The 21,618-nt window shown below is 52.6% G+C and carries 17 protein-coding genes; 9 read left to right on the top strand and 8 right to left on the bottom strand.

Annotated features, from left to right (window positions below):
• Positions 1-860: 860 nt before the first annotated feature.
• The 4 genes from AN477_RS17555 (at position 861) to AN477_RS17540 (ending at position 4,770) form a co-directional block, all read left to right on the top strand.
• A complete protein-coding gene (locus tag AN477_RS17555; protein WP_157062036.1) occupies positions 861-1,523 on the top strand; it encodes a signal peptidase II in 663 nt (220 codons plus the stop codon).
• Between the two features lie 15 nt (positions 1,524-1,538).
• The gene (locus AN477_RS17550; protein ID WP_054970477.1) at positions 1,539-2,387 is read left to right on the top strand and encodes a M55 family metallopeptidase; all 849 of its coding nucleotides are present in this window, start codon (positions 1,539-1,541) and stop codon (positions 2,385-2,387) included.
• 367 nt (positions 2,388-2,754) lie between these two features.
• Positions 2,755-4,050, top strand: a complete 1,296-nt coding sequence (locus AN477_RS17545; RefSeq protein ID WP_054970476.1) for a metal-dependent hydrolase family protein — start codon at positions 2,755-2,757, stop codon at positions 4,048-4,050.
• A gap of 168 nt (positions 4,051-4,218) precedes the next feature.
• Positions 4,219-4,770, top strand: a complete 552-nt coding sequence (locus AN477_RS17540; protein WP_054970475.1) for a DJ-1/PfpI family protein — start codon at positions 4,219-4,221, stop codon at positions 4,768-4,770.
• 353 nt (positions 4,771-5,123) lie between these two features.
• On the opposite strand, the gene AN477_RS17535 is transcribed toward AN477_RS17540, so the two are convergent.
• Positions 5,124-6,101, bottom strand: a complete 978-nt coding sequence (locus AN477_RS17535) for an aldo/keto reductase (protein WP_054970474.1) — start codon at positions 6,099-6,101, stop codon at positions 5,124-5,126.
• A 365-nt stretch (positions 6,102-6,466) separates the two neighbouring features.
• Positions 6,467-7,138 (bottom strand): hypothetical protein, encoded by a 672-nt coding sequence (locus tag AN477_RS17530; RefSeq protein ID WP_054970473.1) that lies wholly within the window; start codon positions 7,136-7,138, stop codon positions 6,467-6,469.
• Positions 7,139-8,137: 999 nt separating this feature from the next.
• Here AN477_RS17530 and AN477_RS17525 point away from each other — a divergent pair.
• Positions 8,138-9,592, top strand: coding sequence for a DUF5667 domain-containing protein (locus tag AN477_RS17525; RefSeq protein WP_054970472.1), 1,455 nt, complete (start codon positions 8,138-8,140; stop codon positions 9,590-9,592).
• Positions 9,593-9,807: 215 nt separating this feature from the next.
• Here AN477_RS17525 and AN477_RS17520 read toward each other — a convergent pair whose 3' ends face one another.
• The gene (locus AN477_RS17520) at positions 9,808-11,151 is read right to left on the bottom strand and encodes an LCP family protein (RefSeq protein ID WP_054970471.1); all 1,344 of its coding nucleotides are present in this window, start codon (positions 11,149-11,151) and stop codon (positions 9,808-9,810) included.
• Positions 11,152-11,778: 627 nt separating this feature from the next.
• Between AN477_RS17520 and aiiA the strand changes: the two genes are divergently transcribed.
• Positions 11,779-12,531 carry a quorum-quenching N-acyl homoserine lactonase AiiA gene (gene aiiA / locus AN477_RS17515; RefSeq protein ID WP_054970470.1) on the top strand — a complete coding sequence of 251 codons (753 nt, stop codon included), beginning with the start codon at positions 11,779-11,781 and terminating at the stop codon, positions 12,529-12,531.
• Between the two features lie 166 nt (positions 12,532-12,697).
• Entirely contained in the window at positions 12,698-13,861 is a 1,164-nt protein-coding gene (locus AN477_RS17510; protein WP_054970469.1) for a C40 family peptidase, read from the top strand.
• A gap of 239 nt (positions 13,862-14,100) precedes the next feature.
• On the opposite strand, the gene AN477_RS17505 is transcribed toward AN477_RS17510, so the two are convergent.
• From AN477_RS17505 to AN477_RS24670, 3 genes are all read right to left on the bottom strand, one after another.
• On the bottom strand, positions 14,101-14,535 hold the full coding sequence (locus AN477_RS17505; RefSeq protein WP_245631877.1) for a carboxymuconolactone decarboxylase family protein: 435 nt from the start codon (positions 14,533-14,535) through the stop codon (positions 14,101-14,103).
• Positions 14,536-14,645: 110 nt separating this feature from the next.
• On the bottom strand, positions 14,646-15,905 hold the full coding sequence (locus AN477_RS17500) for an MFS transporter (protein ID WP_054970468.1): 1,260 nt from the start codon (positions 15,903-15,905) through the stop codon (positions 14,646-14,648).
• Between the two features lie 421 nt (positions 15,906-16,326).
• The gene (locus AN477_RS24670) at positions 16,327-16,467 is read right to left on the bottom strand and encodes a hypothetical protein (RefSeq protein WP_157062035.1); all 141 of its coding nucleotides are present in this window, start codon (positions 16,465-16,467) and stop codon (positions 16,327-16,329) included.
• 1,035 nt (positions 16,468-17,502) lie between these two features.
• Here AN477_RS24670 and AN477_RS17495 point away from each other — a divergent pair.
• Positions 17,503-18,273: a DUF169 domain-containing protein gene (locus AN477_RS17495; protein ID WP_054970467.1), complete on the top strand. Its 771-nt coding sequence runs from the start codon at positions 17,503-17,505 to the stop codon at positions 18,271-18,273.
• A gap of 70 nt (positions 18,274-18,343) precedes the next feature.
• On the opposite strand, the gene AN477_RS25530 is transcribed toward AN477_RS17495, so the two are convergent.
• Complete coding sequence (locus AN477_RS25530) at positions 18,344-19,264, bottom strand: YecA family protein (RefSeq protein ID WP_083486403.1); 921 nt, start codon at positions 19,262-19,264, stop codon at positions 18,344-18,346.
• Between the two features lie 592 nt (positions 19,265-19,856).
• Here AN477_RS25530 and AN477_RS17480 point away from each other — a divergent pair.
• On the top strand, positions 19,857-20,168 hold the full coding sequence (locus AN477_RS17480; protein ID WP_054970464.1) for a hypothetical protein: 312 nt from the start codon (positions 19,857-19,859) through the stop codon (positions 20,166-20,168).
• Positions 20,169-20,355: 187 nt separating this feature from the next.
• On the opposite strand, the gene AN477_RS17475 is transcribed toward AN477_RS17480, so the two are convergent.
• On the bottom strand, positions 20,356-21,444 hold the full coding sequence (locus AN477_RS17475) for a MerR family transcriptional regulator (RefSeq protein WP_054970463.1): 1,089 nt from the start codon (positions 21,442-21,444) through the stop codon (positions 20,356-20,358).
• Between the last annotated feature and the right edge of the window lie 174 nt (positions 21,445-21,618).

The following is a 21,618-nucleotide window of genomic DNA, read 5'->3' as shown; positions in this document are numbered from 1 at the left end:
GCACCGTGGCTGCCCCAAGGAAGCCCCAAGGAAGCCCCAAGGAAGCCCCAAGGAAGCCCCAAGGAAGCCCCAAGGAAGCCCCAAGGAAGCCCCAAGGAAGCCCCAAGGAAGCCAGTGCACTGGTGACGCGTTCACCTGCTGCGGTGGCGGTTCAGAGCAAATTAGTGCGTGGGGAAGACGTTCGTTCTGCGAGGGGGTGGTTGTTTTGACTCCTGTGGGGACGTGCCATTCGGCATGCGACGATCATCGCATGCCGAAGGTCTGGTCCATTACTGCTTGTCGTACTGAGATGAGGTTTATGTCAGACAAGCAGCCACCATCAGTGCATCAATAGACCGGGGTCGTTGTGCACGTGGTTACTGAATAAGGCACCAGGAGAATAAACAGCACGAAGATGATCAGGAACACAACAGCCCAACGTGTGTAGCCACCAAATGCTCCGTACACTGTACAACACCTCCGTTTTGTCGGATGGTAAAGGTTATGCACAGGAGAATTGTGATGCCGGGTACAGGAGCACAGATAGAGGCGAAACGTCCCCTCCGACCGCCCATGGCTCCCATCGTACTCATAGAGTCCTGCTTGTACCTGTCTCACCCGCGTCCCTCGAACCCCAGGGGTCACAAACGTCCCCCTCCAACGCAGGCGCCATCCACGTCGCTGCGACCCAGCAGCCGACCAACGCAAGCGCCACCCACGTCGCTGCGACCCCCAGTATCCCCCGACGCAGGCGCCATCCACGTCGCTGCGACCCCCGGCATCTCCCCGCGCAGGGGCGCCACCCGCGTCCCGGGAAACCTACCGTTTGCGCCTTCAACCCGAGCGGCCCGCATGGACCAAGTTGTGCTACGATGAATCCCATGAAGCAGAATCGTGCATCACTCCAACCAAATGGACTCGCCCCAAATGGACTCCACCCAAACGGACTCGACCCAAACGGACTCGACCCAAACGGACTCGACCCAAACGGACTCGACCCAAACGGACTCGACCCAAACAGGCTGAGGCGTACCTCAAAGCACCGTGGCATGTGGCTCGGGGTACTCGTGCTAGCGCTTACGTTGACGGCCGATCGGATCATCAAGATAGCAACCAACCGAGGTTTCCGTGCCAACTTAGGGTTTGTGCGGTGGACATGGTTGCACAACTACGGGGCTGCAGGAGGGATGCTCTATGGCGATCGCGCCTTTCTCATCGCCATCGGCCTCCTCGTTACAGCGTTCTTCTTCACAATCCCCTGGTTTGTGACGATCCGCTCTTACACCTTCTGGCTTGGCTGGGGCCTGGGAACAGGGGGGACCATGGGGAATCTGTGGGACCGGATCGTCCATGGTTATGTAACGGATATGTTTCAATTCCCCCATCAACATGGTGTGTTTAACTTGTCCGATCTCGCTATTAATCTCGGCTTCATCCTCATGATTGTCGTTTGGATTGCTGGCGAGGTTTTCAAGAGTCGAAAGAGTCAAGCAACGCGGGACAGAGAAGTGGTAGAATTGACAGAGGACTCAGCGAATGAATGAGAGGGGCGTCACGACTTGAAAATTTTCATCTCCGGCGATATTGAAGGTATCTCGGGTGTTGCAACCAATATGCAGTTGACGAAGGAGTCTGAGTACCAGCGCTTTCGCAAGCTGTACACGGCGGACGTGAATGCCGCGATCGCCGGTGCGTTTGATGGCGGTGCGACGGAAGTCGTCGTAGCAGATGGCCATGGGAACATGTCCAATATTCTCATTGAAGAACTAGACGAGCGGGCTCGCCTCATTTCCGGCAGCAATCGCGTCATGTGCCAGTTGGAAGGCCTGGATGACAGTTTCGACGGCCTGTTTTTTGTGGGGCATCATGGGCGTGAAGGTGGATCGGAGCGGGCGGTTATTAACCATACACTAGCAGGCGTAGCGGTCACCGAGTTGAAGGTCAACGGGACTGTCGTAGGTGAAACCCAATTGAATGCGAGGGTCGCAGGGCAGTTTGGCGTCCCGGCACTTTTCATCAGCGGTGATGACGCGTATGTCGAAGAGGTGCGCGAAGACTTGCCGCACGTCGAGGCAGCCGTTGTGAAACGGGGTATCGATCGGTACGCGGCTGAACTCCTTGCCCCAAAGGTGGCGCAGCAGCTCATCCGTGAAAAGGCGACCGCTGCCATGAAGTTGATTGGGCAGGTGGAACCGAAGCGGATCGACGGACCCGTAACGATAGAGTGCGAGTACAAGAACACGGCGCAGGCGCATATGACCACCACGATCCCGCTCGTTGAACAGGTCGGTCCAAAGACCATCCGGTTCACATGCAACGACATGGTTACGGCGTACAAGCTGTTCTGGGGATGCACGATTATCGCCATGACGGCAACAAACGGTGTTCTCAGCCAAGCCAACGCATAACACCCGCAGAGGCTACAGCGTCGCAGCATAGGTAACAGTGCTGCAACAGGTGTTCATGCCTAGGCGTGGCATGACTGCGGTCAAAATAACATTACTAAGTGGAGCATCACGGCTTGGAGCATCACGACGTGGAGCATTCGGGGAAGCTGCGGTCATCAGTCGCAGCTTTCCGTGTCTTCTTTTTCGATTTGAATTATCAAAATAACCTAACAAATTATGATAGACTTTAAAGTGTAAACCTTGGCGTGCTCGAACCGCGATCGGGTCCGATCGGGGTCGATCGGGTCTATGGTTTCTGTGCATAGCTCTAGAACTGGCCCGGTCCTATGGGGACGCTCGAATTTGAGCAGAGTGGAGGAAAACAATAATGGCGAAGTTTACGCTGATTTACAACGGTACCCTGATTGACGGCAATGGGGGCCATCCCGTGACCGACGGTGCCGTCCTTCTCGAAGACAATCGCATTGCAGCTGTCGGACCGCTGGCGAGTATCCAGATTCCGGATGGTGCGGAGCGGATCGACGCGGAAGGCGGTACGATTCTGCCAGGGCTCATCGACGCCCATGTCCATATGATGTTTGAGGTGCGAAAGCTCGAGGCACAGCTTGCCGATCCGTTCTCACTCCAGTTCTACTACGCCGAGCAGTATATGCGGAGAACACTCGATGCTGGCATTACCACAGTGCGTGACGCAGGTGGTACCGATCTCGGTGTTAAAACGGCGGTGGAACGGGGGCTTATTGAGGGGCCGAGGATGCAGATCAGCATTACACCGCTGACCATTACGGGCGGCCACGGAGACAGTTGGACTGCTTCCGGGGTTGACCTCACGACACCGTCTTACCCGGGATCGCCGAGTGGTGTCTGCGACGGTGTGGAGCAGGTGCGGCAAAAGGTGCGTGAGATTTTGCGATCCGGTGCCGATATCATCAAGGTCCACGCCACGGGTGGGGTGCTGAGCCCAACGGATCATCCGGAGTTCACCCAGTTCTCCTATGATGAGCTGCGCGTCATGGTTGAGGAAGCTAAGTTCCGCCGCGGTTTGAAGGTTATGGCGCACGCGCAAGGTGCCGAGGGTATTAAGAATGCGGTTCGGGCGGGCATTCACTCGATTGAACATGGAATCTACCTCGACGAAGAAGCCATTCAATTGATGCTCGAGCATGGAACCTATCTGGTGCCGACGCTCTTGGCACCGCTGTCCGTGATTGAGCAAGCGGAGGCAACCGGGAGCATGCCGGAGTACGGCGTCAAGAAGGCCCGCGAGTCCTTTGAGGCCCACCGTGACAGTATCGCGAGGGCGTACCGGGCGGGGGTGAAGATCGCGATGGGGACCGACGCAGGCGTCATGCCGCACGGCACCAACTTGCGCGAACTTGGCCTGATGTGTGACATCGGCATGACCCCGATGGAGTCGATCGTTGCAACGACCAAGGTAGCCGCAGAGTGCATGGGCTGGCTAGACAAAGTCGGTACGCTGGAGGTCGGCAAACTCGCCGATGTCGTGGTGGCGAGGACGAACGTGATCGAAGATATCCGGTCACTCGAAAACACGAACAACATCGCCTTGGTCGTCAAAGACGGCAACGTCGTAAAGGACATCCTGAGCACCTCGGCGAAGGCCCAAGCAGATCGGGAAGACGAGCAGGCACAGTTGGTATAAGGCGGGTGCCCCCCTAACATCTCTTGGGACACGTCATAGCTGCATGCTGATTGCCGTGTATTTGCTGTACACTTAGTGTTGTGTGGTACGTGTTGTGTGGTACGTGTCGCGTGGTAAGGGTTCTGTGGTTTTTCAAGGTAATTCTTTGTAGAGGAGGAACGTTCGATTATGCCAAAGAAGGTTCTGATCGTAACAGGCGATGCCGTCGAAGCACTCGAAGTCTACTATCCCTACTACAGATTGCTTGAGGAACAAATCGACGCTGTGATTGCAGCACCGAAGAAGCAGACGTTACACACTGTGGTGCACGATTTTGTCGGGTGGGAAACCTACACCGAGAAGCCAGGCTATCTGCTCGAACCACATTTGTCATTTGCTGAGGTCAATCCGGAAGAGTATGACGGGCTCATCATCCCTGGAGGGCGTGCACCTGAATATATTCGCTTGGATGAAAACATCCCACGTATCCTGAGCCATTTCTTTGAGGCGAACAAGCCGGTGGGTGCTATCTGTCACGCAGCGCAGGTCCTGGAAGCCGTCCGCGATCAACTCAAAGGTCGCGAAATGACCGCCTACATCGCCTGCAAGCTGTCCGTTGAAGCGATGGGAGCAACCTATATTTCCAATACATTGCACGTGGATCGCAATCTGGTGTCGGGTCATGCGTGGCCGGACTTGCCTGGATTCATGCGCGAGTTCTTGACTCTGTTGAATCGATAAGCGTCATCCATGTGAGTGGAGCATCACGGCAACGAGTACGTGACTAGGATGTCAGGCACCAATTTGCTAGGTTGCTAGTTTGCTGTACAAGGATGCACACAGATGCACACAGATGCACACAGATGCACACAGATGCACACAGATGCACACAGATGCACACAGATGCACACAGATGCACACAGATGCACACAGATGCACACAGATGCACACAGATGAAGGGCCCCGCGCGGGGCCCTTCCGTTTATCTTTTTAATCTTTTTATCTTTCCAGTTTTACGTGTTTACTCCTCTTGCTTCTTTACGTCTTTACTTCTTCAGGTGTTTACGTCGTTATGTGTTTACTTCTTCAGGTGTTTACTTCTTCTGACGCGGGCGGCTGCCAAAGCCGGGTGCGTAGATGAACTGCTCGGTTGCCTCGTCGAGCGCATCCAAAGTTTCCTTTGACAGTTCGAAGTCAACTGCTTCGACGTTGGAGTCAATTTGAGCCTCGCGAGTCGCCCCTGAAATGACTGTGCTGACTGCGGGCTGGTGCATCAGCCAAGACAGGGAGAGGGCTGTGGCTGTTGTGCCGAGATCGGAGGCCATTTGGACGACCATCTCTCCAATCTCCATCCGAGCGGGATCCATTCGCTGTTCGAAGTTTGGATTCAGATCCAAGAGCGAACCTTTGGGCTTCTGACCGCCGGCATACTTACCTGTCAGGATGCCGCCTGCGAGTGGGAAGTATGGGATGATCCCGATCCCCTGATCCAGACAGAACGGCACCAACTCACGTTCGATGCCCCGATCGACCAGAGAGTAACCTGGCTGCACGGATACATATTTGGTGAGTCCGTACTTTTCACTGATAGAGAGTGACTTCATGATTTGCCAGGCTGCATAGTTCGAAGCGCCGATGTAGCGGACCTTACCGGATCGAACGAGATCGTCCAGAGTACGGAGAGTCTCTTCGAGCGGTGTGGTCGGATCAAACGCGTGAATTTGATAGAGGTCAATGTAGTCCGTCCGGAGGCGACGGAGGCTTGCCTCGACCTGATCCATGAGGTGTTGCCTGGACGATCCGCTCTCATTGGGACCATCCCCCATCTTCATGCCGGCTTTGGTTGCCAGGATAACCCCTTGTCGGCGGCCTTCAAAGGCTTCCCCGATGATTTCCTCGGATTTCGTCCCGGTGTATATGTTGGCGGTATCAATGAAGTTAATGCCGGAGTCGACAGCGTGGTGGAGCACTCGGATGGAAGTTTCCTTATCAGCACGACCACCAAACGCATTCGTACCAAGGCCTAGTACAGACACTTTCAGACCGCTGTTTCCCAGTTGACGGTAACGCATTCTCGATTCCTCCCTTTTTCCGCTTGATAGGACCATACCTGTCTATTGTACAGAAGTGGGGAGCATACTTGCCACGTGATAAGGTGCGAGAGGCAAATAAACATAGGGAGGGGAGGAGGTGTTGATGTCTTACGACCGACGCGCGGGCAATTGTCAGCAGTCTCATAGGGTACCGGCCGGGGTCACAGTGGGCGCCGGGGCGTCACCCGGTATTCAGCCCGGGATTCACGGTGGGCGCCGCGGTTCACATGGAGGCGCCTAGGGTTCACGGTGAGCGCCGCGGTTCACATGGAGGCGCCTAGGGTTCACGGTGAGCGCCGCGGTTCACATGGAGGCGCCTAGGGTTCACGGTGGTTATCGGATCGTCAAAATCGGATGTTTCGCTTCGATGGGTGCAGAACGTACGAATTGATTCTACGAGTACCTCGCGAAGGTAAGAGCCACTTTCTCTCAGTTAGTCCGTGTAACAGATTAAAAGAATAGTCGCGAGATATGTTCAGGTAAGAGCGCACATCTTGTGCAGTAATGGGCTGTGTTGAGCGGATCGCGAGTCGAATGATATCCCTCTCGTAAGGGGTGGTATCCTTGAATGCGGTTGAACGAGCAATGATGTCACCTCTTGCCTGGCGGATGATATGTTCGCATTGACGGGCGCTTGTTGTGATGTCGTGGTATGTGAATCGAAGGACTAACCATCCGTCAAGCACTAAACTGTTGGCCCTTCTACAGTCATCTGTATACTCTTCGGGTGAAATGTCCTTCCAGTGTGGACCAAAGCCTTCAATTTCAAGCGCCAATCGGGAATGTCCTTCAATGTAAGCAAAATCGATAAAGCGGAATCCATCCTTCAAATCTTTGACCGCATACTCCGGATGAAGGTTTTCAAAGTGGCCATAAGCGGGCCACCATACCTCCTTTAGGAATGTCCTTTCTGCATGTCCTAACCCTCGTTCAATTCGCTGCAAAGCTGGGCCAGCTCGCTTGGCAGTATGGAATTTTATGAATTCCTTGTAAGCCCGATCAAAACCATCATCCACGTTCTCAACTCCTCACCTGTCATCACATGTCATCACATGTCATCACACTTGGCCGTGCCAGTCTTTACATTATTGATTTTATAAAGAGGCCTGTCTGTGAGTCGATGACCTCGGGTAACGTTATTGTTCGAATTGGAAAATGGGGACTCCGGATGGGAGATTCCGGGCTTAGGAGGCCTTGACCGACCGACGATCGAGCGCCAGGGCTAAGTCGGTGGTAGCGACTAAGGAGGGGCTGCGGGGATCACGTAAGTCGCTGTCACCGACTTAACGGGCAAAATCGGGTGGGTTAAGTCGGTACGACCGACTAAGGCGGCCCGATTCACGGCCGAATGCGAGGGCTAAGTCGGTGTGAGCGACTAAGGAGGCGCTCCGGGGACCAACTAAGTCGCTGTCGCCGACTTAACGGGCAAAATCGGTCGGGTTAAGTCGGTACGACCGACTAAGGAGGCCCGAATCACAGCCGAATGCCAGGGCTAAGTCGGCGGTAGCGACTAAGGAGGGGCTGCGGGGATCACGTAAGTCGCTGTCACCGACTTAACGGGCAAAATCGGGTGTGTTAAGTCGGTACGACCGACTAAGGAGGCCCGATTCACAGTCGAATGCGAGGGCTAAGTCGGTGTGAGCGACTTAGCAGGCCTGAGCTCACCTGATTGACGGATTGAGAGCGGCAGTGGAGCCAGCTAGTAGGTTAATTCGTGCTGCCCCAAACTCAACACTACTAAGACTATGAACTACCTCTACGTTCTCCAATTAAGATACGAACAGCCTCTCGAATTGCCCCAATACAGTAACTTAAAGTGGAATTAACCCGCCATTGGCGGGTTAAAACCGATCACGTCCGCTTTTTGGAAGCCCTGAGCATTTGTTGAATCCTGTCATTAACTTTCGAAAAAATATGCGATCGATGTGATGCGACCACCATAAAAACCACGAGGTCTCCGAACGACTGTTACTAGATTCCGGCCGGAGTAACTATCAGAACATGGGGGCGTTATGATGCGAATCAGTACAACGACAAAAGCGTTTATCGCAGCAGCGATTGTAATGGGAGTGAACGCTGCAGGGGCTGCATCTGCATTTGCGGCTACATCTGGAGCTACCAATGCAAGTGGAAACATTTCGGTCAGTGTGGTGAACAATTCGACCAACTCATCAACTTCTACAAACACATCTACGAACACAACAGCTAATGGAACACCCAGCACAAATACATCGACTACTAGCAGCAGTAACGTGGGATTGCTCCCTGGGGATTTCTTCTACTTCGTTAAAATTACAATTGAAAACATCAGGTTGATGCTGACCTTTAACGACGTCAACAAAGCAAACTTGCTCGCTGCTTTTGCGCAACAACGTATCGCAGAAGCGAATGCATTGGCTGCCCAAGGAAATACAACCGCTGCGCAGCAAACGCTGCAGCAGGCAGTCATGGATGAGAACAAGGCGCTCAAGTTGGCAATGCAAACCGGATCGTCGACACTTGACTTTAACTCGACCAGCAATAACACGACATCTAGTGATTCAAATAGCGGCAACACAGTTCCAAACAGCACTGGAAACAGTACTGGAAATAGTACTGGAAATAGCACTGCAAACACTACAGTAAACACCACTGCAAACAGCACAGTAAACACGACTGCAAACAGTAGCACAGGTGACAACAATACGGTTGGGAATGGTCATGGACCCGGTCTCGGAAGTATTCGACTGGGGCAGGATCCCGACCGCGATAAAGTATTTCTGGCGCTCGGCCAAGACGCCTTAGCGCTTTCGGCTGCATTGCAACATGTGAAGAACCCACACGCACAGTCTGCACTCGAACGAAACATCGAAAAGAGCTTGACCCATCTTCAAATGCAATTGCAGGCACTGGCCCAAGCTAGTGCAGCAGGGAACGGAATCTTCGGTAATACAAGTGGAGTAGTACTCGGCCAAGGAAATGGCGAGGACAACAATAACTCAGGAAATGGTACCAACAGCAGCACCACAAACAGCACCAATAGCACAAACAGTACAAACAGCACCACAAACAGCTCCAATAGCATGAACAGCACAAATTCAACAAACTCGACCAATACCGCCAGCAGTGCAGCTCAAAACCATACCTCCATTACCGTGTTGCCGACTCCAACGGTAAAGAAACATGAAGATGTTCAGGAGAAGACAAAGTCCGATAAGAAGGAACATGGGAAAGTGTGGGGTGGATCGCTGACCACCAATAACACCGTGCATTCATCTGAAAGCACAAGGGTCAATAACAACGCTGCTGCCCTGGCTGCTGAACTTCAAGCGATGTTGAACCAAATTCAATCTCAAGCTCAACAGGGATTATCTCAAGCTCAACGGGGATTCCCTCAGGCTCAGGGACTATTGGGTGGCGACCATGGTCATCAACAGCAGGACGGACGAGGCCACGGTGGAGGCAAGGGAGATCATCACGGGGACCACTAAAAGGCTACCACCCAAAAGGCTACCACCCAAAAGGGGACCACTCAAAAGGTACCCCTAATAGGGTACCTAATAACTAATGCACAAATAATTGAAGACAATCAATCTTCCTGCAATTTAATGTGCCGAAGCAAGGCTGTCCAAGCCGTTAATCAAAATCAAAACAACCCCGCGTGGGAAGGTCCACGCGGGGTTTCATTGCTCCAGGTATCCGTTCGTTACCCGTAAACCACGATGCCCGAAGACAGGTTGGCGTTCGGCGCTACCCACGCGTTGCCGGTTCCCAGCGTACGCCCCACAGCCCACGCCATTTCAATTTGCCCCGGTGGGTAATAAATGGTTACACGGCCACTTGCTTGTCCGCCTGCAAACGTGACGTTATAACCCGCTTGCTTCAACACATTGTAATAACTCTGCGATCCATACACTGTCACATTAATGTTCTCCGGCAAGGGCAGTGGGGGTAGTCCTGTACTCGAGCCAGTCGAGCCGAACGGTTTCAAGGTCTGATAAATATTCGCCGGATCGAGCACATCGTAATACGCACCCGTCAAATGACCCTGTTTGTTGACCCCTGGTAATGCAGTGCCGGCTAGGTCCATCGAGTCCCGATCGCTGCCGAGAATGATTTGTTTCACGCTCGATCCCGATGCCGCCATCCCAAGTCCCACCAACTGCTCCGTGGACAGGTTGGTTGCCACGTCCTTATGCCACAGCTTCACGAGTTGGTACAGTTTGATTGGATTGGTCGCTGAGTCAATCAGTTTGTGCTTCATAATTTGCAGGACCTGGATTTCCGCCTGTTGACGCTGGAAGTCGTTAGTCCGGTAGGAGTTCCCAGCCGCGTTTTGACGAACGCGCACGTAGGCGAGGGCTTGCTCGCCATTCAACTTTTGCAGACCAGGCTGCAGATTGACGCCACTGTGAGCGGGATCGTACAAGCGCGCCGGGACATTGACCTGAATTCCCCCGACCGCGTTCACAGCGTCGACAAATCCTTGAAAATCAGTGACGATCCAGTACTTGATCGGCAAGCCCGTGAGCTTTGACACAGCCTTCATTTCAAGCTCGGGCCCCTTCTCCGGTGCCACGTTCAGACCAATATTAAAGGCACTTTTGATCTTGGGGATGGAGATGTTGTACTGCGGCATTGCGATCAGTGTGTCCCGCGGGACTGATATCAGGGTGACGGTATGTGTTGTCGGATCGACATGCGCAATCAGGATGATATCCGCCTGACCAGCTGCCGTACCCAAGGAAAGCGGACTAGTTGCATTCCTTGCGTTGTTGGCAATCAAGAGGATGTTCATCGGTTGATTGATATGTAACAGGTTCTGGCCGATCCGTTGACTCAATGTCGAACCTGGTGCCTTGGCCGTCTTTGTTGTTGTACCCTGACTGGCAGTTTTCGTGACTGACTCAGCGTTTGGCTGATTTCCAAGCGGTCCCCTCAGTACGAGCAGACCCGCGCCTACTCCACCAATGACTACAACGCCGACTAAGGAGGTTACCCATGCTATCAGTTTTTTGCGTCGCAGTGTGTTCGCCTCCCCGTAAAACATAATGCGTTCCTAACGACTTGCCCCAAGCTGTTTCGCGTCACGACTCACCTAGTAGCGGGCTTCGTTTTTACGACCCTTTTTGCACGCGAATGCCTGACCCCAACGCTGCACAATTCACGTTTTCCACCATAAGACGACACAGTCAAATCACATGTGACATCATCTTGCGACATGATTACCCGGGAAATTGCAACATCCGACATGATCTGAACAGCATCAGCCCATCTCACCAGCCAAGCTTGCTGAGGTGAAGCATAGGTGATGGCCGATCCGATGCTGTGGTGTTGATTCAGCGCTGCTGACTACTGGCCTGACAAGACCGTGCTGCTACCAGTAGCAATATGTATTGGTTCTGTGAGCTGGTGCACTCTGTAACATCTGCATGTTGACGGACTGTGTTGTATCACAACAGAGTCATGTTTCAGTGTAACAGAAGGATTTTCTGCTTTGTGTGATGAAAATATTATTTGTAGAAATTTTAATACATTCAAATTTCCATCTGTCTGTGCCAGCATCTGTCTATTCTACCTTTTGTCCGTTCTACTTCTGTCTGTGCCACCTTGTTACAAGCTACCTCCATCTTGGCAGGTTCGATAATTTACAGCTTACACCGGAGGGTGAAGACGCATGAGTGTGAAGTCATTAAGTTTATTGAAACTTGGCCGCTGCTTTGTCGACAACTCGATGCTCGATTCGAGACAACCCGTTGGCCAACTCACGGACTTGCCAATCTGGAGCTACCTGATTGAAACGACAGACGGCCCGATTCTTGTCGACACAGGTATGCCAGACTTTTGTGTGGATAACGCAGACCTGTTTCGGGAACCGGATGGTTCAGCCCAAATTGTCCCCGTCATGAAGTCGGAAGACCGGATCGTCGAAGGATTAGCACGAGCAGGGTATGCGCCTGAAGACCTCCTGTTTCTAATTAGTACGCATTGGCATTTCGATCACGCTGGCGGTAACGTCCATTTCCCCAACACGGAGATTGTTGTACAGCGTGCAGAGTACAATGCCGCTATGCAAGGGGAAGGTTATCCAGACGTCTGCAAAGACCCCAATCTCCGTTACCGTTTGATTGACGGGGACTTAGAAGTCGCACCAGGTGTTCAACTTCTCTTCACGCCCGGGCATAGTCTAGGCCATCAGTCTGTGTTCCTCCAGACCGAAAAATCGGGGCCCATTCTCCTGACCATCGACGCAGCCTATCACCGAGCGAATTACGAGGATGGAGTGCCATTTGCTTGTGCAGATCCGGAACTCGTTACGCAGTCCATCACGAAACTACAGCATGTCGCAAAGGAGACCGGTGCATTCGTCTTCTTCGGTCATGACACCGAGCAGGAGAAGCAAGTGAATGCCTTCCCGAACAAGATGTGACACGGGTGATGCACGATTTGACAAGCTTCGTGGAAAACGGAACGGTCTGATGACGAAACATGGGATCAAACAATAGAATTTGCCCCTTTTCGCCCTTTGTTGCAGGATTTTGCTGCCAAGTGTCGAATTCTCGTGAATAGGAAGTTGTCTCACGGGAGGGGAACACGTGGTTCGGAAGACCTGGATGTTTTTGGGTTCCATCGCCATACTCATGGGCTGCCTTGTCCCATCCGCACATGCGGATTCGCTGTCGCAGAAGCAACAGCAGCTTTCCAACTTGCAAGGCAAAGCCTCACAAACCGAGAAGCAAATTCAGACTGCCAAGAACAAAGCGCAGTCTTTACAAGTGTCCATCACTCAGAACAAGGCCAAAATCGGTCAGGTTTCGAGCGAGATCGCCAGTAATCGGAGCCAGTTGGAAAAGCTGTCCCAACAACTGCAACAACTCACACTAGAGATTAATGCCAGCCAAACAAAGCTGCAGTCAGATACAAATCAATTAAAAGATATATTGCGAGCTCAGGTCGAAGATGGGAACGTCCCATACTTGGAAGTATTGCTCCATGCTGCAAGCTTCTCCGACTTTTTGAGCCGGATGGAGATGCTGACACATGTAGCATCTGCAGAGAAGTCCCTCCTCAATCAGGTTCAGGCACTTCAGAACCAGTTAAAGACGGAGCAATCCCAGCAAGAGGCCAACTACACCGCGATCGCGCAGAAAAGCCAACAGCTTCAATCCCTAGAGCAAGAGTACATAAGCCTCGAGAAGAAACAACAAGTCTCCCTCGAAATCACGAACCAGAACATTACATTCGCTGAAAAACAACGGGGTATCCTCGAAAGTCAAATTAAGCTTACAAAGAACCAAATTTGGCAAATTCAGCAGGCTACGCTGGCAGCGGAAGCCAAGATGAACAACCAGGCGTACGTGGGACAAGCCACAAAAGACCTGAAGTCGGTGAACGCGAGCGCGCTCATCACTTACGCAGAGTCATATGTCGGTCTTCCATACATCTGGGGCGGCACCACGCCGAATCCAGGGTTCGACTGCTCAGGCTTCACACAGTTTGTCTTTGCACACTTCGGTGTCTATCTGGGGCGAGATACATGGTCTCAGTTTGCGGAAGGTGTTCCGGTCAGTCGGGCAAACCTGCAACCCGGTGACGTCGTTTTCTTTAGTACATATGCCCCAGGGGCATCTCACGTTGGTATCTATGTCGGCAACGACATGATGGTGGATTCAGAGGATGCGGGCTTAATTGTCACCCCTTTGTTCTCAGACCCTTATTGGGCGTCTCGCTATATCGGTGCGCGGCGGTATATCAAGTAAGGCAGGCACTCTGCCGGTGTTGCTGTTTCAGTTTGGTCAGAGGTTATTGAGCAGTACGCGTTTCTGGCAACCCTTTTCTAGTGATGTGCATAAAAGCCCCGGATCGCCATCGGAGACAGCCCGATGGGGACGGGGCATTTTACGTTATTCGCCTCACGGCGCCTCACGCGTACGATTGCGGCATCCCGCGCAGTCTAGCGTACCCTGGCCGTCGCCCTTGAAATCGGTGACACTTTGGTTCAGTGTGCGTCCGCTTGGCTCCGTGATTCGGTGCTGCCGTGTGCACTTCTGCCAGACAGGTGTGCGCGGTTTTGCATCATGTCACGCACCAACGTGATCCCTTGCGCGAGCCCGGCCCCGCCTCCAAACGCAGCACACACACCAATCGTTTCGAGTAGTTCTTGATCCGATGCGCCAAGCTCAATCGCTCGACTCCCGTGGTAGAGGATACAATACTCATCCTGCGTATGGATGCCAATGCTCATTGCCATGAGATGTTTATGTCTCTCTGAGACTTCTCCGTCCTGAAAGCAGGCTGCTGAAAAACTCAAAAACTGTTTACCGACATCAGGCAACTGGTTTGCCAGCCAACCCAAACCTTCCTTGTAGTCGTTAACCGTTTCGTATACAAAATCCTGAATTTCGTTCACCATAGGCTCCTCAATCTTGTCCACTGTATGCCCTCCCTGTACACTCGCATGCTGCTTGTGGAACGCCGTCGCGACTATCATCACCTGAAAAGGCAGTTCCATGCGGGTGCAGAGAGAGTTTGATGCCTGTCGTGTCAGTTGTGCTTCAACCGGATCATGAGAACAAACACAATGGCCAGCAGACTGGATGCAGCACTGACTGCGAACATACCCGCGTAGTTCCCTCCAGACCAGGCAATCACGAGTCCTGTGAGGGGAGCCGCAATGAGCAGTCCCGCCGACTCCATTAGACTATTGAGGCCGAAGAGCCCGCCTCGGAGCCTGTCCTCCACAGCCTCGTCGCCGACAATCTGATGAAGCAGGTCGGACGCGAGTGGGAAGGAGACGGTCAGATTTGAGGACCAGAAAATCCCCTCGATCCCGACAATCACGAACACGGCCGCCATGTTGTGTACGAAGAGTCCAGCCAGTGACAGTATGCCGTAAAACGCAAGGGCAAGGCTGAGCATAACCTTCGCGGACACTCTCCGGTAGAGCTTCCCGGCGAGGAAGGCAGCAGCGATTCCCGTTGCCGTGAATATCGACATGGCCAAGGCTGAATCCAGTTGCGATCCGCCCGCGACATGAATGATAAACAGCGTGAAAAATGAGGCCACAGCTTCAAATGAGAGCCAGGACAGCAGATGCACGATAAAGTAGAGCACCAGATTTGATTGAAGCAGTATCCGATATTGAGGGCGGGAGACATGCGATCCGATGGATGACGACCCCGTATCGGTTGGTCCTGTCGCCGTTTGCGGCACGATTTGCTGCACGACGGGTTCCGGGACCAAAATGACGGTCAGAAGCCCGCCAATCAGCATAATTGCTGAAGTCAACACGAAGGCGGCGATGTGGTTGACCATCCACAGGAGCGGGATCGCGAGAAACGCAATCAGGTTACCGACCTGCCACCAGAGGTTCAGGTACCCGGAGGCTAAACCCCACTTTGACGCAGGGACGACTTCCGGCATCCAGGCCTGATAAGGACTCGCGGAACCTTGCTGAAACAAGTAAAAGAGGACAATCACAATCATTGCAAGAGTCGGGTTGTGCAAGAAGTAGAAAAGCAGCCAAGCGACTGCGGCACCCGGCAAGCAGACACCGACGTAAATTTTGCGGCGGAAACCCGGTTTTGATGTTCGATCGCTGATCCAGCCGGTGAGAGGGTTCAGGATCAACCCGAGCAGCCCCTCAAGGCCAAGAATGATACCAATGAGCGGTTGCGAAGCCTTGAGACTCTCTAACAGGGGCCCGGTGAAGACCTTGTTTGACCCGTACCCGACATTGCGACCGAGACCCGCCATTGCCATCCAGTGAACCGTTTTCATTCGAAATGTCCGATTTTGAGACATCGGTTTCTTCCTCTCATATGGTTCATATGATCGCGGAGGTTGTCGAATCGTGGACCTTTATCTGATTCTATCGCCATCATATCAGAGCAGGATGATATGATGGTTTTATTTTTGTAAAATTTCAATCAACTTTTGCGGTGGGTTATGCCACTGTGACCCATCTGATTTTACTGACCGCTTCGCCACCGCTGTCCAACCGTACAAGTGTGGAAAGGCCGGGTCACCCCGGCCTGCGGTCTTTCGATGAGTGTAAATTGTCACGACTGGAATAAGACCAATCACACCAGAACTCCGTTACCAAGACACACTCGCGCCATTACGACGACATCCTGCATCCCTGGCACTGGCCACCTTGCGTTATCACGATAATACCCTGCAACGTCAAGATGACTTCATGCAGCATCACCATAACACCAGGCGATCACGCCTTGTCACGGCGGTGCCGCGCAGCCCGTTCAGCAAGTTTTCGCGTTACAACGGACCGAAGCATCATCCGCCCTACGACAATGACAACAAAGGTCGCACCCAAGCCAACTCCCGCACCGATTCCCACAAAGATCACGGCCCCTCCCTGTAGCATGTGATGCATTGGGGTCAAACAAGTTCCATTTAGCCTATGGGGATCATAGGTCGATGGTTCGGGCGTTTGCTCTAGATGATGGGCAGTGGTTATCCACAAATGTACTTATCGGTTTACGTAATCCGGACTATTCACAAGTGGACATTTTCACTAGAATCTACACGGTTCTGTGGATAACTGGAGAAAACACTCTGTTATCAATAGGTTGAGTTATGCACTGGGTGTGGACAACTCTGTGGATAACCTCTGAGTAATTTGTGGATTCCTGTCGACAAGCGTCGAAACCGTGTCGGAACGGGAAAAAGACCTGTGGACAGAGCTATGGAGTGTACCATTGGACGCAACATGACAATATCTGATTTGTAAAATAATTACTGCATCTGTGTATAAGGCTGTGGAATTTGTGGATAAGAAGTCCCGGACGGTGGATAAGTTCAGTTTGGTTGTGGATAACTCTTTCAAAGGAAACCAGTCGAAACCCCAAAAGGTTCACATCCCAAATGTACGGATTTGCTAAGATACATATAAAGGGTTGCGTTCAAGCGTGACAGGGGTTTGTCCGAGTGCGTGAGCGGGCAGCCAGGTTGGCACGATTTGACGATCTGACGATCTGACGATCCGTTAAGTCGCTCCGAGCGACTTAACACCCTACTTTTTGCGTTTTAGGTCGGTGGCGGCGACTAAGCAGCGACGATGGACCGTCATAGGGGCTGGCTTAGTCGGTGAGAGCGTCTTAATCCGGGCTCCCACGATCCGTTAAGTCGCTCCGAGCGACTTAACACCTTACCTTTTACGTTTTAAGTCGGTGGCAGCTTCTAAGCGCAGACGATTCACCGTCATAGGGGTGGGCTTAGTCGGGGAGAGCGTCTTAATCCGGACTCCCACGATCCGTTAAGTCGCTCCGAGCGACTTAACACCCTACTTTTTGCGTTTTAAGTCGGTGGCAGCGACTAAGCAGCGACGATGCACCTATCACCAAATCACCAAATCTCGGATAAGCGATGAGGAGGAACGGTTATGGACGCGAAAACACTTGGGGCGCACCTTCAAAAGCACATTCGCCCGGATACAAACCCAGTTGGCATTCGTATTGTGCAGTCGGAGTCGGAGTTGCCTGAGAGGTACAAACGGCCCGGTCAAGATTTAGGGGAGCGAATCACCATTTGCCAGGCGGTAGGGTTTGCGAGGCGGTACGGATGGACTATAGCGATGAATGGCGAAGACCTGTCTTGCCCCATCGCCCAGATTGCGTTTGGCTATCAGCCGCAAATCGACTACTACAAGGAAGGCAATCTCGTGTGTGGTATGTACACGAAAGATTTCGAAACTGCGCAGCTGACCGAGGAAGACGTCCCCAAGCTCAGCCAGGAGGAAAGCGGTTACTACGTGGCGTACCCGCTCGATAAGGCCCCGTTCGATCCGTCCGTGGTCGTGGTTTACGGCAATTCGGCTCAAGTGATGCGGCTCGTGGCAGCAATGCAGTATCAGCGGGGAGGGTCCATCGGATCGACATTTTCAAGTCGGGCGGACTGTGCAGACATCGCCATTCGGACCCTGCGTACAGGCAAGCCTCAAGTCATTCTTCCGTGTTACGGCGACAGGGTGTTCGCTCAGACACAGGATCACGAAATGGCATTCAGCTTCCCGTTTGCAGACGCCCAAGAGCTTGTCGAAGGGCTCGAGGGAACGCATAAGGGCGGTGTCCGCTACCCGATCCCGCAGTTTCTGACATACACGGCAAAGTTCCCGGCCACCTACGAGAAGCTGAATCACATGTTTGAAGACTGATACGGAACATACTTGAAGTTGATGTGGCACCAGCGGTTTGAAGAATTGGTTCGACTGAATACGCGCCTGATTACTCGTCGCCTAGGAGCCGGATGCGTTCCTCAATCTCTTCCCGATCCGTTGTGACCTCCGGCCCGAGCCCACGCTTGTAAATTTCGCGTGCACGACTCGGGTCCTTGGCCCATCGGTCCTGAAAGAATGCTGGGCTGTACATGTCACCCCAGCCCATGTAAGACCAGGCATTCTCGGGGAAGTCGCGAACGAGATCGGCAAAGTGAGCATCCCCTTCTTCTCTTCGCCCGAGCACAAACAGGGTCTCTGCCTCCGACTCACGCATCGCAAAAATGATTTCTTTATCGGTATCCGGGAACGTGCTCAGCAGATCGCGAATCATGCGCAGATGGACAATTGCCCAGTCTTCATCGTGCATGGAAAGATTGCCGAGACAAGCCTCAAAGTCTTGAACCCAGTTGGACACGCTGTCGCCAGCTTCACCACGCATGTGAGCGTCAACGGCTTCGAGTGATTTGAGACCCTCCGAATCAGCGTATTCGAGCAACCACACCCAGCCTTGCAGCCATTTGCCTGCGGCCCCTTCGTCGTCACCAGACTCAAGCTGCTGAAGGCCAACTTCCATAGACTCGCTGAGAATCTCAAACCTGGACGATTTCTTGCTCCGTTTCGAGCTCGCTGACTGTTGTGAGGAACTGTTGTCCCAGAGTGCGACTGGACTCGCTCCAATGACGCCGGGCTGAGAGCTGTGTTCGTGATCATGATGGTGGTCGTCATGGTGACTATGGTCATGATGATTGTCGTGATTATGATCATGATTATGATTATGGTCGTGGCCAGCACCATGGGGAAAGTCGTGGGTATGTTCTGTAGGGGCAGCAGGTGCGGCCACTTGGTTATACTCAGGTTTATCAATGCAACATTTTTTGAATTTCTTGCCGCTGCCACATGGGCAGGGGTCATTTCTTCCAACTTTCATCGGTTCACCTCCGTGCTTGTCCAACACTCAAAATAAAATTATACCACTTTCAACAGTGTCCACTTTTATCATGATTGGCGTGATTTACAGACAGCTTGGAATTTTCCCCAAGGTAATAAGCGATTATGAACAAAATAATGTCCAAATTATTAAATAAATTATTGCTGAAGTGCTCCACGGACATATACCTTATAAGGTATAATGCATGTAACTCAGACTACAAGGCAGGACCACAAGGAGCCACGAGGCAGGTCCACGAGGCAGGTCCACGAGGCAGGTCTACTAAGTGGTTCGCACAAGTCTGCCGAATAAGCGCAGGCCGAATGAGTAATGGGTAGGTGGAATCAGAGTAGGTCGACTCGGCCAATAAACTCGGTCGATGTAACCGCCAGAAAATTGTGCTCGATGCCGTATCACTATACGCACAACCACAACATCGGCGGGTCTCGGATGGAACTCCGTATCATCTCGTCTCAGTTGTCAGCATAAATTCCATCGTGAAGTCCCGAGTATTCCCCTTGAGTGGCGTGAAACTGGCCTGAAATGTCGCATTTTACTTCGGGACTGAGAGTCCCAAAAGGAGGTCCGCGCAATGCATCGGTATCGGTTGGTCAAGATGAAACCCGATAATCCCCGCACACGGATCTTCTCTATCGTGCGGTGTCTTTGGACGACTCGGGAAAGCTGTATCAGAAAGAACGAGGAAGAGGTAGAAACGAATTCAGAGAGTAGTCTTCATCATGACCACGATCACGATCACGGTGAGGTTTGGGTCCTTCGCAAGCAATCTACTATTCGAAGGTTCGCGTTGTGGATCGAGGCCGGAATATCAGTAGTCCTCTTGGCTGGCATGGCGTTGATTTGGTTTCTGACAGCCGACACAGCACTGTTGACCTCTTGGTAAAGGGAATCCCATGAGTCATGCGGGTGAGGGAGCTGTTCCCCACCCGCATATTTATTGAACCTGTTCTACACAACGGATCGAACCCCGCCGATTCGAGCCTCGCCTATCACAATGTTTCCCATGGACACAACGTCGAATGTGGGACAACGTCGCATCTCCAAAGTGCGCATGGTGCAGCCCGCGGTTGCTAACTGACCTGTACACCACAGATAACTTCAAGCTCCGCAAATAGATGTGGAAGACTCTCCACTGCGTGGATATGGCTCAAGGCTTTTGTGCATAGTTCCACGATCACCTTTGGGCCGCCCAAGCAGAATCGGGTACCTGGCAACGACGCTGCAAAATGGTCCAGCGTTTCCAGCCACTGTTGGTGTTCCGGATGATTCACCAAGTGGCGATCCGATGTTGCAGACAACAGCAACACCGTTGGATGGAGTCTCTGTACAGCACGCTCAATGGCACCAGGTGCAGGTTCAGTTCCTAAAAATGCCGTTACAAAGCCGAGTCGTTTTGCTTCCAGCATGGCGATGTTCAACATAATGTCGTGCCGCTCACCGGGGATGCAGGATGTCAGCAACGTCGGTGCACCTTCCGGAGCATCCGGCAGGTCCGCCATGCGTTGTACTAAAAAGTCCCGGACGCTGAGGCTCGACAGGTGCTCCTGATCTTCGCTCCAAGACCCATCTTCCCATAGCACCCCGACGGTGCGTAGAAACGGGACAATCACATCGTGTATCATCGCTCGAAAACCATTCATCACATAGCAACGATGGAGGATTTGGTTGATGTCACGTGTGCGTCCTTCCGTACCGGCGACAATCAACAGCTTAACCCACTCGGATGGGTCAGATGCGAACGCAGGCTGCATTCCTGCAGCGGCCACACCGATCTGTGAGAAGCGATGCTCGCCGAGGGTACTGCTCTGTTGCAGTCTCTCTTCGGTAACAAGGCCGCTCCGTTGCAGCCTCTCTTCGATCATCCGCCGAGCCGCTTGCGCTGGTATCGCCTCACGAACATCACTGATTGTGAGGTCCTCGAAGAGCGCCGCGTCCGAACGCAGGTCTCCAATCGATTCTACGGCTTGGCTCACAGAGGTTCCGCTATCTACAATCTGCTTGATGGCAAGTAACCGATCGACATCTGCCGCACTGTACATTCGATAACCATTGTCGAGGCGTCTCGGTTGCACGGCCCCGTACCGTTGCTCCCACTTGCGTATCAGCTGTTCACTTAAACCTGTTTGTTCCGCGACCTGTTTAATTCGATACCATTCCATGGTGGAATGCCTCCAAGATCTCATCACGAATTCATCATCATCTCTAAATTTACTCCCTTGTATAATCTTTGTCAAAGGTATATGATTGTTGTACAATGTTTTGTCGATAGTTTGTATAACGTTCCGCAGTGTGCACAATTCGCACTTTTGGCAGGACTAGTAATCTCTCTAAGC

This window comes from Paenalicyclobacillus ferrooxydans (genome assembly GCF_001399675.1).
In the GTDB taxonomy this organism is placed as follows: Bacteria; Bacillota; Bacilli; order Alicyclobacillales; family Alicyclobacillaceae; genus Alicyclobacillus_B; species Alicyclobacillus_B ferrooxydans.
The sequence above is the reverse complement of the archived record's forward strand: the minus strand, read 5'-3'. Positions and strand labels throughout refer to the sequence as shown.

What these genes read in the sequence shown, in the direction of transcription:
- AN477_RS17555 (WP_157062036.1), top strand. Translation starts at nt 861, where the DNA reads ATGAAGCAGAATCGTGCATCACTCCAACCAAATGGACTCGCCCCAAAT.
- AN477_RS17545 (WP_054970476.1), top strand. Translation starts at nt 2,755, where the DNA reads ATGGCGAAGTTTACGCTGATTTACAACGGTACCCTGATTGACGGCAAT.
- AN477_RS17540 (WP_054970475.1), top strand. Translation starts at nt 4,219, where the DNA reads ATGCCAAAGAAGGTTCTGATCGTAACAGGCGATGCCGTCGAAGCACTC.
- AN477_RS17535 (WP_054970474.1), bottom strand. Translation starts at nt 6,101, where the DNA reads ATGCGTTACCGTCAACTGGGAAACAGCGGTCTGAAAGTGTCTGTACTA.
- AN477_RS17525 (WP_054970472.1), top strand. Translation starts at nt 8,138, where the DNA reads ATGCGAATCAGTACAACGACAAAAGCGTTTATCGCAGCAGCGATTGTA.
- AN477_RS17520 (WP_054970471.1), bottom strand. Translation starts at nt 11,151, where the DNA reads ATGTTTTACGGGGAGGCGAACACACTGCGACGCAAAAAACTGATAGCA.
- aiiA (WP_054970470.1), top strand. Translation starts at nt 11,779, where the DNA reads ATGAGTGTGAAGTCATTAAGTTTATTGAAACTTGGCCGCTGCTTTGTC.
- AN477_RS17500 (WP_054970468.1), bottom strand. Translation starts at nt 15,905, where the DNA reads ATGTCTCAAAATCGGACATTTCGAATGAAAACGGTTCACTGGATGGCA.
- AN477_RS17495 (WP_054970467.1), top strand. Translation starts at nt 17,503, where the DNA reads ATGGACGCGAAAACACTTGGGGCGCACCTTCAAAAGCACATTCGCCCG.
- AN477_RS25530 (WP_083486403.1), bottom strand. Translation starts at nt 19,264, where the DNA reads ATGAAAGTTGGAAGAAATGACCCCTGCCCATGTGGCAGCGGCAAGAAA.
- AN477_RS17480 (WP_054970464.1), top strand. Translation starts at nt 19,857, where the DNA reads ATGCATCGGTATCGGTTGGTCAAGATGAAACCCGATAATCCCCGCACA.
- AN477_RS17475 (WP_054970463.1), bottom strand. Translation starts at nt 21,444, where the DNA reads ATGGAATGGTATCGAATTAAACAGGTCGCGGAACAAACAGGTTTAAGT.